12 protein-coding genes are annotated in these 14429 nt (G+C 58.0%); 7 read left to right on the top strand and 5 right to left on the bottom strand.

Annotated features, from left to right (window positions below):
* Positions 1-7: 7 nt before the first annotated feature.
* On the bottom strand, positions 8-937 hold the full coding sequence (locus R6T97_RS00890; RefSeq protein ID WP_410347425.1) for a methylenetetrahydrofolate reductase: 930 nt from the start codon (positions 935-937) through the stop codon (positions 8-10).
* Positions 938-981: 44 nt separating this feature from the next.
* On the bottom strand, positions 982-1278 hold the full coding sequence (locus tag R6T97_RS00885) for a virulence factor (protein ID WP_410347424.1): 297 nt from the start codon (positions 1276-1278) through the stop codon (positions 982-984).
* A gap of 251 nt (positions 1279-1529) precedes the next feature.
* On the opposite strand from R6T97_RS00885, the gene R6T97_RS00880 reads away from it, so the two are divergent.
* Both R6T97_RS00880 and R6T97_RS00875 read left to right on the top strand, forming a co-directional pair.
* Positions 1530-2642, top strand: a complete 1113-nt coding sequence (locus tag R6T97_RS00880) for a Ppx/GppA phosphatase family protein (RefSeq protein WP_410347423.1) — start codon at positions 1530-1532, stop codon at positions 2640-2642.
* Positions 2643-2655: 13 nt separating this feature from the next.
* Positions 2656-3381, top strand: coding sequence for an RlmE family RNA methyltransferase (locus R6T97_RS00875; RefSeq protein WP_410347422.1), 726 nt, complete (start codon positions 2656-2658; stop codon positions 3379-3381).
* On the opposite strand, the gene R6T97_RS00870 is transcribed toward R6T97_RS00875, so the two are convergent.
* Entirely contained in the window at positions 3367-4125 is a 759-nt protein-coding gene (locus tag R6T97_RS00870; protein ID WP_410347421.1) for a DeoR/GlpR family DNA-binding transcription regulator, read from the bottom strand. The two genes, R6T97_RS00875 and R6T97_RS00870, sit on opposite strands and share 15 nt — an antisense overlap.
* Before the next feature lie 169 nt (positions 4126-4294).
* On the opposite strand from R6T97_RS00870, the gene glpD reads away from it, so the two are divergent.
* Both glpD and glpK read left to right on the top strand, forming a co-directional pair.
* The gene (glpD, locus tag R6T97_RS00865) at positions 4295-5836 is read left to right on the top strand and encodes a glycerol-3-phosphate dehydrogenase (protein ID WP_410347420.1); all 1542 of its coding nucleotides are present in this window, start codon (positions 4295-4297) and stop codon (positions 5834-5836) included.
* A gap of 23 nt (positions 5837-5859) precedes the next feature.
* Complete coding sequence (gene glpK / locus R6T97_RS00860; protein WP_410347419.1) at positions 5860-7350, top strand: glycerol kinase GlpK; 1491 nt, start codon at positions 5860-5862, stop codon at positions 7348-7350.
* A gap of 2 nt (positions 7351-7352) precedes the next feature.
* On the opposite strand, the gene R6T97_RS00855 is transcribed toward glpK, so the two are convergent.
* A complete protein-coding gene (locus R6T97_RS00855) occupies positions 7353-7949 on the bottom strand; it encodes a gamma-glutamyl kinase (RefSeq protein ID WP_410347418.1) in 597 nt (198 codons plus the stop codon).
* A gap of 194 nt (positions 7950-8143) precedes the next feature.
* Here R6T97_RS00855 and recA point away from each other — a divergent pair, with 194 nt between their 5' ends.
* The 3 genes from recA to R6T97_RS00840 all read left to right on the top strand — a co-directional run bounded on the left by recA (position 8144) and on the right by R6T97_RS00840 (position 12382).
* Complete coding sequence (gene recA, locus R6T97_RS00850) at positions 8144-9226, top strand: recombinase RecA (protein ID WP_410347417.1); 1083 nt, start codon at positions 8144-8146, stop codon at positions 9224-9226.
* 214 nt (positions 9227-9440) lie between these two features.
* A complete protein-coding gene (gene alaS / locus R6T97_RS00845; protein ID WP_410347416.1) occupies positions 9441-12098 on the top strand; it encodes an alanine--tRNA ligase in 2658 nt (885 codons plus the stop codon).
* Positions 12095-12382, top strand: coding sequence for a DUF1330 domain-containing protein (locus R6T97_RS00840; protein ID WP_410347415.1), 288 nt, complete (start codon positions 12095-12097; stop codon positions 12380-12382). Before alaS ends, R6T97_RS00840 begins: the two co-directional genes overlap by 4 nt.
* Positions 12383-12476: 94 nt before the next feature.
* On the opposite strand, the gene typA is transcribed toward R6T97_RS00840, so the two are convergent.
* On the bottom strand, positions 12477-14294 hold the full coding sequence (gene typA, locus R6T97_RS00835) for a translational GTPase TypA (RefSeq protein ID WP_410347414.1): 1818 nt from the start codon (positions 14292-14294) through the stop codon (positions 12477-12479).
* Between the last annotated feature and the right edge of the window lie 135 nt (positions 14295-14429).

Below are 14429 nucleotides of genomic sequence, written 5' to 3'. Positions count from 1 at the left end.
GAGGTCCTTAGGATTGAGAAGCAGGGACAGCGGATGCGCCGCCGTGTGCAATGGCCCAGTTGGCGTTGGTTTTGATGCCGCCAAGCGGGAAGAAGTGAACATTGGTGATGTTGAAGTCAGGGTTGGCAGCCTTGTGGGCGGCAAGCTGGCTCAGCACATCTGTGGGCTCGTAGGGCAGCAGCAGCTTGCTGACATCCATCGCACGCTTTTGCAGCACCTTGAGCGAGGGACCGACGCCGCATGCGATGGCGAATTTGATCAGGGTTTGCAGTTTGGCCGGACCGGCGATGCCGATGTGAACGGGCAGGGTGATGCCTGCATCCCGCAAGGCATCGGCCCAAGCGATGATCGGCCCTGCTTCAAAGGCGAATTGTGTGGCCAGCGCGATATCCGCGTCTGTCGTTTCGGAAAACTTCTGCTTCCAGCGCAGCGCTTCCATCACATTCTTGTCTGATCCGTCCTTGTCGATGTCGCGGTTGCCCTCTGGGTGGCCTGCGACGTGCAGGCGCTTGAAACCTGCCTTGTCGAACTGACCGGATTCCAGCAGTTGCATGGAAGAATGATAGTCGCCATGCGGCACGGCCACGCCACCGGCCAGCAAAAGCGCCTGATCGACGTCTGCTTCGCCCTGATAGCGAGCGATCCAGTCGGACAGCGTTGCTTCGTCCTTGATGATGCGCGCAGGAAAATGCGGCATGACTTTATAGCCGTCCGTTGCAAGGCGCTTGGCGGTTGCCACCATATCCTCGATCGGGGTGCCTTCGATGTGGGCAATATAGACACGGGTGCCGGCGGGCAGCAGATCGCGGAAATCCTCGACCTTTTCGGCCGTGCGCGGCATTACTTCGATGGAATAGTCCTTAAGGAAGGACTCCACTTCGGGGTTTACGGTCGTCTCGACGACATCTTTGTTTTTGCGGAATGAAAGCAAGGACATAAGCGACCTCCCAAGGGTGCGAAAAGGGAAAGGGGGCGGGGTGTTCAAGCCCAGCCGTCATTGGCGATGAGCGTCTTGATCCGCTCTTGGTCATAGTCAGCATCGATTTTGGCGACAGTGGTCTCTGCGGCCTCCTGATCGCTGCCATCGACGGGGATGGGGTCGGCCTTGCGAAAGCCCGCCATGTAATCATCGGACTCGGCGGCGCCCGATTTCATCGCGGCACGGTCGATTGCCTGCTCGAAGCGTTCCGGCAAGGGCAGTTTCACCCCGCGTCGTCCACGGCCCACGATGACCTGCGCCGGCATATCGCGCCAATAGACGATTGTGACGTCCGCCATGTGATTCCCCTTGTTTATCGTGCTCTCGTTCTATCATCGCGAAACCCACCTCAATGTCGGTTTTCGACATGCGACGTGCAGTCAGCGACCGCGTCAATTGCTAACCCATGGCGCTTGCCTGCGACACCGCTGTGCGCCCTCATAATTTGCATAAAGGTTGTGAGCGTTTACATGACAACGCATGACAAGCCTTGTGCAAACCTGTTCGGCCCCCTAGCTTCAAGTTAACTCGAAAATGGAGGGCGTGAGTTATGGCGCCCAAGCGTCCCAAAGGTGCGGGCGCGTTCCCCAAAGTGGTCGATACCTCCGCGCCGAAACCGCCTGATCCGGCGCAGCTTTATGCAGCATTGGATTTGGGCACGAACAGTTGTCGCATGCTGATTGCCCAACCAAAGGGCAGCCAGTTTCATGTGGTTGATAGTTTTTCCAAATCCGTGCAATTGGGCGCGGGGCTGGAAAGCACGGGCCGGTTGTCGCGCGCGTCGATGAACCGGACAATTTCTGCCATGCGCATTTGCCGCGAAAAACTCAAGCGGCATGGGGTGCAGCATATGCGCCTTGTCGCGACCGAGGCCTGTCGCCGTGCGCTGAACGGTGACAACTTTATCTCGCAGGTGCGGCGTGAAACGGGGCTGAACCTCGAGATCATAAAACCCGAAGAGGAAGCACGCCTTGCGGTGATTTCCTGTGCGCCATTGGTCAGCATGAATACCGAACAACTGCTGGTCGTCGACATTGGTGGCGGATCGACCGAATTGGTGTGGATTGATTTGACGAATGTCCCCAAGCGTGAACGTCCAAGGGCGATCATGCGCCTGCACGCCGGTTTCAAGTCTGACCCCGGCCCGTTTGCAGCCGCCAAGGTCGTGGACTGGATATCCGTTCCGTTGGGCGTCGCGACCCTGCGTGACCAGTTTTCCGATGTAGAGGATGACGCTGCACGCTTTGCCTTGATGAGCTGGTTCTTTGAGGAAAGCCTTGAGGCTTTCGCCCCCTATGCCGCAGCGCAGGCGCGTGAAGGGTTCCAGATCATCGGTACCAGTGGCACCGTGACCACGGTCGCCGCAAGCCATCTGGGTCTGAAACGCTATGACCGGACCAAAGTCGACGGGTTGCGGATGACCACGGACCAGATCGACACCGTGATCCGCGATTACCTGTCGCTGGGGCCTGCTGGCCGCCGTTCCGACCCGCGTATCGGCAAGGACCGGCAGGCGTTGATCATGTCGGGCTCCGCGATTTTGCAGGCTCTCATGCGGCTTTGGCCGACGGATCGCCTGTCCGTGGCGGACCGTGGTCTGCGCGAAGGCCTGCTTTATGCGCAAATGTCTGCGCATGGGGTCTTGGAAGACACGCCGTTTTAGGGGATAGGCAGGCATGGCCAAGAAACCCACAAAGAATACCTCCGGGCGCGGACAGCGCGATTTGACCGTAAAGGTGAAAACCGCGCGCGGCCGCAAGCTCAGCTCGACCCAATGGTTGCAGCGGCAATTGAACGACCCCTACGTCAAGCGCGCGCAGGCTGACGGATATCGCGGGCGCGCGGCCTACAAGATATTGGAACTGGACGACAAGTACCGCTTTCTGGTGCCGGGTGCCCGCATTGTCGATCTGGGCTGTGCGCCGGGTGGTTGGCTGCAAGTTGCGGTCAAGCGCGCCAATACGCTTGGCGAACGGACAAGCAAGGCGCAGGGATATGTGCTGGGGGTTGATCTGCAAGAGGTAGAGCCCGTTGCTGGGGCCGAAATCCACCAGCTCGATTTTCTTGAGGATGACGCCGACCTCAAGGTGCGCGAATGGCTGGGCGGTAAAGCCGATGTGGTGATGTCGGATATGGCGGCTTCGGCTTCGGGGCATAAACAGACCGATCACATGCGCATCATCGCGCTATGTGAAGCGGCAGCCTATTTCGCCTTCGATGTGTTGGAAGAAGGCGGGACGTTTATTGCCAAGGTTCTGGCCGGCGGCGCCGAGGGTGACTTGCAAAAGCTGTTGAAGGCGCGGTTCACGAAGGTGGCGAATGTCAAACCGCCTGCGTCGCGGTCGGATAGTTCGGAAAAATTCGTTGTGGCGACAGGGTTCAAAGGGTCAGACGCAGCTTAGGCGCGTTCCCCAATCCGCACAGCGATTTATCAGCGCCTCCGACGGCACTCGATCCGTCACAAAGTGATCCACCTGCGCCAGCGACGCAATCTTTACCGGCGCTTTGCGGGTGAATTTGCTGCTGTCGGCCACAAGGATCGTGGCCCGTGCTGATTTGATCACCTGTTGGCTGACCCGCACCTCTTCGGGGTCGAAATCTAGAAGATCCCCGCTGAGATCGATGGCCGATGCCCCGATCACCGCGAAATCGACCTTGAAGCGGTCGATCGCCAGTGCCGCCAGATCACCTACCAATCCACCGTCCGAACGCCGCAGACTGCCGCCTGCCACCACCACATCGCAGCTTGGGTTACTGGCAAGGATATTGGCGACGTTGAGGTTGTTGGTCACCACCATCAGATTGCAGTGGGCGTGCAGGGCATGGGCCACCGCCTCGGTCGTGGTGCCGATGTTGAGAAAAAGCGAGGCGTTATCGGGGATCAGCCGGGCGGTGCGCCGGGCGATCCTGATCTTGATGTCGCGGTGCAGGGCGCGCCTGTCCCCATAGCCGATGTTGCTGACGCCAGAGGGCAGGACGGCGCCACCGTGAACACGCTCCAGCAACCCGGCAGCGCAAAGCTGGCGCAGATCGCGGCGGATGGTTTGAACAGCAACACCAAGATCAGCGGCAAGGACGGTCGCAGTGACCTTGCCCTGCGCTTGGGCAAGCGTGCGGATGTGCGTCAGGCGAGTTTCGGTGTCCATGGGTTCGCTTATGTCAATAAGCGAACATAAGGCAAGGTAAAACCGTTATAAATATGACGCTTATGGATTTCCTAATGCTTTCGTATCGGATTACGCGAACATCTTCTGCGTTGTGACTTGCACCCGCAAGTGACGCGACTACAGCGGATGCAACCATATGAGGGACCACATGGACGCGGACTTTGACATTTTCATCATCGGTGGCGGCATCAACGGCTGCGGCATCGCGCGCGATGCGGCGGGGCGCGGGCTGAAGGTGGGCTTGGCCGAGATGAATGATCTTGGCTCGGCCACATCCTCGGCTTCGACCAAGCTTTTTCACGGGGGCCTTCGGTATCTTGAGTTTTTCGAGTTCGGTCTGGTCCGCAAGGCGCTGATTGAGCGTGAAGTGCTGCTGAAAAACATGCCGCATATCTCTTGGCCGATGCGTTTTGTGCTGCCTTACCACAAGGATATGCGGTTCGAGAATGACACCCCGACGTCCAAACTGTTGTCGACTGTGATGCCGTGGATGAAGGGCAGGCGGCCTGCGTGGCTGATCCGGTTGGGCCTTTTCATGTATGACCATCTGGGTGGGCGGAAAATCCTTCCCGGGACGCGTGTTGTGGACCTGACGCAGAACGTAGTCGGCGTGCCACTAAAGGATAAGTTCCAAAAGGCTTATGAATACTCTGACTGCTGGATCGAGGATTCGCGCCTTGTGGTGCTGAACGCCCGCGATGCCGAAGAACGGGGTGCAACGATCCTGACCCGCACCAAGGTGGTCAGCGCGGCCCGTGTCGATGGGCAATGGGAGATTGTGACAGAGCACGATGGCGCGCAGCAGACATATACGGCGCGGGCGCTGGTCAATGCCGGTGGCCCTTGGGTTGAAAACATCCTGCGCGATGTGGCACGGCTCAACACGTCAGAGGGCGTGCGTCTGGTGCGTGGCAGCCATATCGTGACCAGAAAGCTATTTGATCACGACAAGAGCTATTTCTTTCAGGGCGAAGACGGGCGGATCATTTTTGCCATTCCCTACGAGACGGATTTCACGCTGATCGGCACCACGGACTGCGAGCATGAGAACCTGTCACAGACGCCTTATGCAACGGATGAAGAGCAGGACTATCTTTGCACCTTTGCCTCGCAGTATTTCGAAAGGCAGGTGACCCGCGATGACGTCGTCTGGACCTACTCGGGCGTGCGCCCGCTTTATGATGACGGGGCAAGGTCAGCCACGGCAGCGACCCGCGATTATGTTCTGTCACTGGATCAAAACGGCGCGCCGCTCTTGAACATCTTTGGCGGCAAGATCACGACCTATCGCAAACTGGCTGAGAATGCGTTGAAAAAGCTCAGCCCGCTGGTCGGCGGCGGTGAACCCTGGACAGTTGACGCCGCGTTGCCGGGCGGTGATTTCAAAGTAAAGGATCGCGACCGGCTGGTTGCTGATTTGCAGGCGGATTATCCGTTTCTTGATGCGCGGTGGGCGCTGCGCCTGATCAAGGGGTACGGCACCGAGGCGCGTGCGATCTTGAATGATGCAAAGGCAGCGAGCGATCTGGGTCAGGACTTTGGCGCGACATTGACCGAAGCCGAGGTCAAATGGCTCGTGTCAAAGGAATACGCTCGCACCGCCGAAGATGTGGTCTGGCGACGGTCCAAGCTGGGTTTGCGGTTGACCAAGGATCAGATTGTGGCACTTGACGCTTTCATGGCGGCTTGAAACAAAACGACAAAGGGGGACGTATGACCTATATACTGGCCATCGACCAAGGCACCACATCAAGCCGTGCAATCATTTTTGATGCCCAGATGCGCATCAAGGCGACGGCACAGGAAGAGTTCACGCAATATTTCCCGCAGTCGGGCTGGGTCGAACATGATCCCTCCGATATCTGGTCTTCGGTGGCGTCGACCTGCCGTGGCGCGATTGAAAAGGCGGGGATTACTGCCGCCGATGTAGCCGCGATCGGCATCACCAACCAGCGCGAAACAACATTGGTCTGGGACAAGACCACAGGCGAGCCGATCCACAATGCGATTGTCTGGCAGGACCGGCGTACAGCCCCGTTCTGCGAGGTGCTGCGCAAAGAGGGGTTCGAGGCGACGATCACGCAGAAGACCGGCCTTCTGGCAGACCCGTATTTTTCCGGCACGAAAGTAAATTACATTCTCGACACCGTCGAAGGTGCGCGTGCGCGGGCCGAGGCTGGCGATCTTCTGTTTGGCACGGTCGATTGTTATCTGATCTGGAAGCTGACAGGTGGCAAACGACATGTGACTGACGCCACAAATGCCGCACGCACCATGCTTTACGATATCCGCAAGGGCCGGTGGAGCACAACGATTTGCGACCGTTTCTGTATTCCGATGAAGATGCTGCCGGAAGTTCTTGATTGTGCAGCAGACTTTGGCATGACGCGGGCTGATCTTTTCGGCAAGGAACTTCCGATCCTTGGCGTGGCAGGCGACCAGCAGGCCGCAACCATCGGGCAGGCCTGTTTCACGCCGGGGATGTTGAAATCGACCTATGGCACAGGCTGCTTTGCGCTGCTCAACACCGGCGATACGTTGGTGGAAAGCCAGAATCGCTTGTTGGGCACCATTGCCTATCAGTTCGATGGCAAGCCGACATATGCGCTGGAAGGATCGATCTTTATTGCCGGTGCGGTTGTCCAATGGCTGCGTGACGGGCTTAAGATCATCCGCGAGGCGAAGGAAACGCAACCTTTGGCGCAAACGGCGGATGCGGGTCAAGAACTGTATCTGGTGCCGGCGTTCACCGGCCTTGGCGCGCCTTATTGGGATGCGGATGCGCGCGGTGCGATCTACGGACTGACCCGCAATTCCGGCCCCGCCGAGTTTGCGCGGGCGGCATTGGAAAGCGTCGGTTTTCAGACCCGTGACCTGTTGGAAGCGATGAAGAGTGACTGGCAAAACACTGATACAGAGGGTGTTTTACGCGTCGATGGCGGGATGAGCGCCTCTGATTGGTCGATGCAATTCCTGTCGGATATTATTGGTGCGCCAGTGGACAGACCGACCGTGTTGGAAACCACGGCGCTTGGTGTTGCATGGCTTGCGGGTATGCGGGCCGGTGTTTACCCCGATCAGGCCGGTTTTGCGGCGAATTGGGCGTTGGACCAACGATTTGAGCCGCAGATGGACGAAGGAACGCGCGAACGGCGCTATGCGGGATGGAAAAACGCGGTGCGGCGGACTTTGACGCGGGCTTGATCCTACCGTCGCCCGTGTTCCCAGACCTCGAATTCTTCGGGGCGTTTGTCGCGTAGCTTTGCTTCTGCTTGTGGCGAGAGCGTCAGCCCCATCACGGGCGACACATTTTTCTGTTTCAGCGTGATTGTCATCTGTAACCGGTGTTCCAGATAGCCGATCACCTTGTCCCATTGTTCATACTGAAAAAGATGCTGCGCACCAATCTCGCCCTCGTTGATCCGCAGGAATTTGTTTTGCGATCCGACATTGGCAAATGAGGCGGGGTTTCCCTTGCAGTATTCCAGCACGAAGTCATCGAAACTGATGTCGATGGTACTATTCTCATGACCGATCAGGTCGGGGCGTGTGCGATAACGGTACCAGCTTCCCAGCCAATCGACCGGATGGCGGACAACGGCCATCAGTTCGGGTTTTTGCCCACCGGCCTGGGCAAAAAACGGTTTCAAGAATCGTTTGTAGCGATAGCAGGGCGCATGTTTCAGTTCGGGCGGATCGCGCAACACCATTGAGGCGCGGGGCGCCAAAGCCCCCTCCAACGCAGTGGAGCCCGTTTTCGGCACTGCCAGCAGAACCAGATTTTCTTTCCAGAAAACAAGCATTTGATTGGTGTCTTTCGTGTTACATGGGCGTGATGCTACGGTATAAACCATTCCTTAACCACTCCTGGATGAAGCTCGCTATTGAAATTTTATGTTGCAATGTTCTGCTTTTGATCTCATGAACAATGAGAACACAATAAGAACAAAAGCAGTGATTGCTGCCCAGCAGGGCGCGTGAAATAAGGACAGGACACATGGCAACGGCAGAACTCCTCAAAATGACTGACAAGAAGACCGCAGATAAAGAAAAGGCGCTGGAAAGCGCGCTTGCACAGATCGAACGACAGTTCGGCAAGGGCTCGATCATGAAGCTTGGCGGCCAGAACCAGATGCCCGAGATCGAGGCGACATCTACGGGTTCGCTGGGTCTTGATATCGCGCTGGGAATTGGTGGTCTGCCCAAGGGCCGCGTGATCGAGATTTATGGCCCGGAATCGTCCGGCAAGACAACGCTGACCCTGCATTCCATCGCGGAAGAGCAAAAGAAGGGCGGCGTTTGCGCCTTTGTGGATGCCGAACATGCGTTGGATCCGCAGTATGCCAAGAAACTTGGCGTCAATCTGGACGAGCTGCTGATTTCGCAGCCCGATACAGGTGAGCAGGCGCTTGAGATTGTCGATACGCTGGTACGGTCCGGCGCGGTGAGCCTTGTCGTGGTCGATTCCGTGGCGGCGCTCACACCGAAATCCGAATTGGAAGGCGACATGGGCGACAGTTCGGTCGGTGTGCACGCCCGCCTGATGAGCCAGGCGATGCGCAAGCTGACCGGATCAATCAACCGGTCCGGTTGCATGGTGATCTTTATCAACCAGATCAGGATGAAGATTGGCGTGATGTTCGGCTCGCCTGAAACGACGACAGGTGGCAATGCGCTGAAATTCTATGCTTCTGTCCGTCTGGATATCCGCCGCATCGGTGCGATCAAGGACCGCGACGAGGTTGTGGGCAACGCGACCCGCGTGAAGGTGGTCAAGAACAAGGTGGCGCCACCGTTCAAGCAGGTGGAATTTGACATCATGTACGGCGAAGGCATCTCGAAAACGGGCGAGTTGCTGGATCTGGGTGTCAAGGCCGGGATCGTAGAGAAATCGGGTGCCTGGTTCAGCTACGGCGATGAACGTATCGGTCAGGGGCGTGAAAATTCCAAGGTATTCCTCAAGGAAAACCCAAGAATCGCTTTGGAGATCGAGGATAAGATCCGCGCTGCTCATGGGTTGGATTTCGATCTGCCCGAAGGGAGCAAAGATGATGGTGGCGACGACCTTGTAGAGGTGTGACGCCACCAAGGTCGAGCGGCTGCCGCGTGCATGTCATCAGCTGATAATCGCGAATAGTCATTGAGAGGGTGCCGTGATCTGCGGTGCCCTTTTTCATTACGGCGGCAGTGTATTGGTTCGGTGATAAAGTTCCGGCATGCATTGTCGGTGGACAGTGTGCGGGCGCGGGGTTATTTCTGCACTTCAACAGAGATCACTGCCTGAAAGCGCGCTAATGACAAGTCTTGCTGACATCCGTTCGACCTTCCTGAATTACTTTGGGAAACAGGGCCACGAGATCGTTGCTTCCGGCCCGCTGGTGCCGCGCAACGACCCGACACTGATGTTTACCAATTCAGGTATGGTGCAGTTCAAGAACCTTTTTACAGGGGTGGAAACACGCGACTATGTCCGCGCCACGTCAAGCCAGAAATGCGTGCGCGCCGGAGGCAAGCATAACGACCTTGATAACGTGGGCTACACCGCGCGCCACCATACGTTTTTCGAGATGCTGGGCAACTTCAGCTTTGGTGATTATTTCAAAGCCGAGGCGATCGCCTTTGCGTGGGAGTTGCTGACCAAGGATTTTGGCATCGACAAAGACCGCCTGTTGGTGACCGTCTATCACACCGATGATGAAGCCGCCTCCATCTGGAAAAAGGTTGCGGGCCTGCCCGACGATCGCATCATCCGTATTCCGACCGATGATAACTTTTGGCGTATGGGGCCGACCGGCCCTTGCGGACCCTGCACCGAAATTTTTTATGACCACGGCGAACACATCTGGGGCGGCCCTCCGGGATCGCCCGAGGAAGACGGTGACCGATTCATCGAAATATGGAATATCGTTTTCATGCAAAACGAGCAGTTCGAGGATGGCACGATGAAGCCTCTCGAGATGCAGTCGATTGACACCGGCATGGGGCTGGAGCGCATTGGTGCCCTGCTGCAAGGCAAGCATGACAACTATGACACCGACCTGATGCGCGCATTGATCGAGGCTTCGGCGGATGTGACATCAAGTAACCCCGACGGACCGGGCAACACCCATCACCGGGTGATTGCGGATCACCTGCGCTCGACCTCGTTCCTGATTGCCGAAGGTGTGCTGCCGTCCAACGAGGGCCGGGGTTATGTGCTGCGGCGTATCATGCGGCGTGCCATGCGCCATGCGCATCTGCTGGGCAGCAAAGATCCGGTGATGCACCGTCTAGTACCCGCGCTGGTCCAACAGATGGGCGCGGCCTATCCTGAATTGGGGCGGGGTCAGCGTCTGATTGAAGATACCCTTCTGAACGAGGAACTGCGCTTCAAGCAAACGTTGGATCGCGGTTTGAAATTGCTTGATGAAGAATTGGCCGGTCTGCCCGCGGATGCGGCCTTGCCCGGCAAGGCGGCGTTCAAGCTTTATGATACTTTCGGCTTCCCTCTTGACCTGACCCAAGATGCGCTGCGCGAGAAGGGGCGTTCGGTTGACACAGCAGGCTTCGATACTGCGATGGCCGCACAGAAGGCCAAAGCACGCGCCGCATGGTCCGGCACAGGCGAGGCCGCCGACAGTGCGATCTGGTTCGATATCGCCGATGCAAGCGGGACAACAGATTTTCTGGGCTATGACACGCTGAGCGCCGAAGGCCAGATTACGGCACTCGTTGTGGATGGGCAGACCACGGATCATACCGATGGCACGGTGCAGATCGTTCTGAACCAGACCCCTTTCTATGCCGAGGCTGGCGGTCAGGTCGGTGATGCAGGGACTTTGCGCACGGAAACCGGCAAGGCAGAGATCACCGATACCAAGAAATTCGGCGAAGTTTACGTGCATTTCGCCAAGGTGACCGAGGGGCATCTGCATAAAGGACAGGGCGCAGAGTTGGCGGTCGATCCGCAGCGGCGGGCCAAAATACAGGCAAACCATTCGGCCACGCACCTGTTGAACGAAGCACTGCGCGAGGTGCTGGGCGATCATATCGCACAGCGCGGGTCGTTGAATGCGCCTGACCGGTTGCGATTTGATTTCAGCCACAACAAGCCGCTGAATAAAGCGGAACTGGAACAGATCGAACGGGATGTGAATGCGGTCATTCGCCAGAACAGCCCGGTCGACACCCGTATCATGACCCCCGATGACGCCCGCGCCATGGGTGCGCAGGCGCTTTTTGGTGAGAAGTACGGCGAAGAGGTACGCGTTGTGTCGATGGGCCACCAAGAAGGGTCCGGAAAGGGGACCGGCGGAAACACCTATTCGCTTGAACTTTGCGGCGGGACGCATGTGCAACAATTGGGTGAGATCGGCGCCTTTGTGACACTGGGTGACAGCGCATCAAGCGCGGGTGTTCGCCGGATCGAGGCGCTGACAGGGCAGGCGGCGCTGGATTATCTGCATCAGCAGGATAAACGATTGGGCGAAGTCGCCGCCGCATTGAAAGCGCCTGCATCGGAAGTGGCTGATCGTGTGAAGGCGCTGATGGATGAGCGTAAGGCACTGTCGAACGAGGTGGCGCAATTGCGCCGTGAACTGGCGATAGGTGGTGGCGCGAAAGAAGCGGTGCCGTCCGAGGTCATCAATGGCGTCGCGTTTCAGGCGCAAGTCCTGAAGGGTGTGACCGGCAAGGACCTGCCCGCCTTGATTGATGAAATGAAGACATCCATGAAAAGTGGTGTGGTGCTGTTGATTGCCGATACCGGCGGCAAGGCGGCCGTTGCCGTTGGTGTGACAGCCGATTTGACCGACCGTGTCTCGGCGGTTGATATTCTGCGTGCTGCTACGCCGGAACTGGGCGGCAAAGGTGGTGGTGGACGCTCTGACATGGCTCAGGGCGGCGGTGCCTCTGTCGGAAATGCCGATGCTGCGATTGCCGCGGCGAAAACTGTGTTGGAGGAATTGAAATGAGTGCACTCTGGATTGCCCATGCCACCGTGACGGACGAGGCCGCTTATGGCGAATACGCCAAACGCGCCACTGGTGCGATTGCCGATCATGGCGGTGTCTTTTTGGCCCGTGGCGGTGCCTATGAACAGTTGGAGGGGCCTGACCGCCCGCGCAACGTCGTGGCCCGTTTTCCCAGCTTGCAAGCGGCGCATGACTGTTATTATTCAGATGCTTATCAAGAGGCGTTAACCTTTGCCAAAGGGGCCAGTCAACGCGAGTTGAGCATCGTCGAAGAGATCGGCTGACCGGACGGACCGACATGAAATAGGTACAGGACAGACAAGAACGGCGGATACGATGTATTCGCCGTTTGCAGTTTTGGTCGGCCGGAGCAGGCCGTTAGCTTGCGCGCGACTGCCGTTTGCGCTCGTGAGGGTCCAGATACCGTTTGCGCAGGCGGATTGCGTTGGGCGTGACTTCGACCAGTTCATCGTCGTCGATATAGGCAATCGCCTGTTCCAGCGACATGGTGACGGGCGTGGTCAGGCGCACGGCCTCGTCGGTGCCGGATGCGCGCACGTTGGTCAGTTTTTTGCCCTTGAGCGGGTTCACTTCCAGATCGTTTTCACGGCTGTGTTCGCCGATGATCATGCCGGTATAGATCGCTTCCTGTGCGCCGATGAACATCTTGCCGCGGTCTTCGAGGTTCCAGAGGGCAAAGGCCACGGAGGTGCCGTTTTCCATCGAGATCAGTACACCTTGACGGCGGCCTTCGATCTTGCCCTTGTAGGGCGTACGTCCGTGGAACAGCCGGTTGAGCACGCCAGACCCGCGTGTATCGGTCAGGAATTCCCCGTGATAGCCGATGAGGCCGCGCGATGGCACATGCGCGATGATGCGGGTCTTGCCGGCACCTGCAGGCTTCATTTCGACCAGTTCGCCTTTGCGCGGGCCGGTGAGCTTTTCGACCACGACGCCTGTGTATTCGTCATCCACATCGATGGTGACTTCCTCGACAGGTTCCATGCGCTGACCGTCTTCTTCGGTAAAGATGACTTGAGGGCGCGAGATCGACAACTCGAACCCTTCGCGGCGCATGTTTTCGATCAGAACACCCATTTGCAGTTCGCCACGGCCCGACACCTCGAAGGCGTCGCCGCCGGGAGTGTCGGCGATCTTGATCGCCACGTTGACTTCGGATTCTTTCATCAGGCGTTCGCGGATGACGCGGGATTGTACCTTTTTGCCGTCGCGACCAGCCAGCGGGCTGTCGTTGATGCCGAAGGTGACCGTGATGGTGGGCGGGTCAATCGGCTGGGCCGGGATGGGGGTGTCAATGCTGGGGTCGCACAGCGTGTCGGCCACGGTCGCCTTGGACATGCCGGCGATGGTGACGATGTCACCCGCTTCGGCAAGATCAATGGGTTGTTGGCCCAGACCACGGAACGCGAGGATTTTCGAGACGCGGAATTGTTCCAGCTTTTCGCCCGTCCGCGACATGGCTTTGATCGTCTCGCCTGCCTTGAGCGTGCCTGCTTCGACACGGCCTGTCAGGATCCGCCCGATAAACGGGTCGGCCGACAGGGTGGTAGCCAGCATCTGGAACGGTTCGTCCTTGCGGGTGATCTGCGCTGGCGTCGGCACATGCTCTACGATCATGTCGAACAGCGCATCAAGGTTTTCGCGCGGCCCGTCCAGTTCGGCATCACACCAGCCGGCACGGCCGGATGCGAACATGGATGGGAAATCAAGCTGCTCATCACTGGCCTCAAGTGCTGCGAACAGATCGAACACTTCGTCAACCGCACGGTCAGGCTCGCCATCGGATTTGTCCACCTTGTTGACGACCACGATGGGCCGCAGACCCAATGCCAGCGCCTTGGAGGTTACGAATTTGGTCTGCGGCATCGGGCCTTCGGCGGCATCGACCAGCAGCACAACACCGTCCACCATCGACAGGATTCGCTCGACCTCGCCACCGAAATCGGCGTGGCCGGGGGTGTCGACGATATTGATGCGGGTGCCTTTCCATTCAACTGACGTACATTTTGCCAGAATGGTGATGCCGCGCTCGCGCTCGATATCGTTGCTGTCCATCGCCCGCTCTTGCGTGGCCTCGTTTTCGCGGTACACGCCGGATTGCTTGAGAAGTTCGTCAACAAGTGTCGTTTTGCCGTGGTCAACGTGCGCGATGATCGCAATATTGCGGATATCCATAGGTCTGCCTTTTGGGTAAGTTGCCGCGCGGATACAGTGCATACGCAGCAAATGCTAGCCCCTTATTCATCAAGCGGTTTGCCCATGCAGAAAAGGTGCATAACCCAAGGCAAAAAAGGGCCGCCCTGTGCGGCG

This window comes from Yoonia sp. (assembly GCF_046498525.1).
In the GTDB taxonomy this organism is placed as follows: domain Bacteria; phylum Pseudomonadota; class Alphaproteobacteria; order Rhodobacterales; family Rhodobacteraceae; genus Yoonia.
This window is presented reverse-complemented; position numbering and strand designations above follow the sequence as displayed.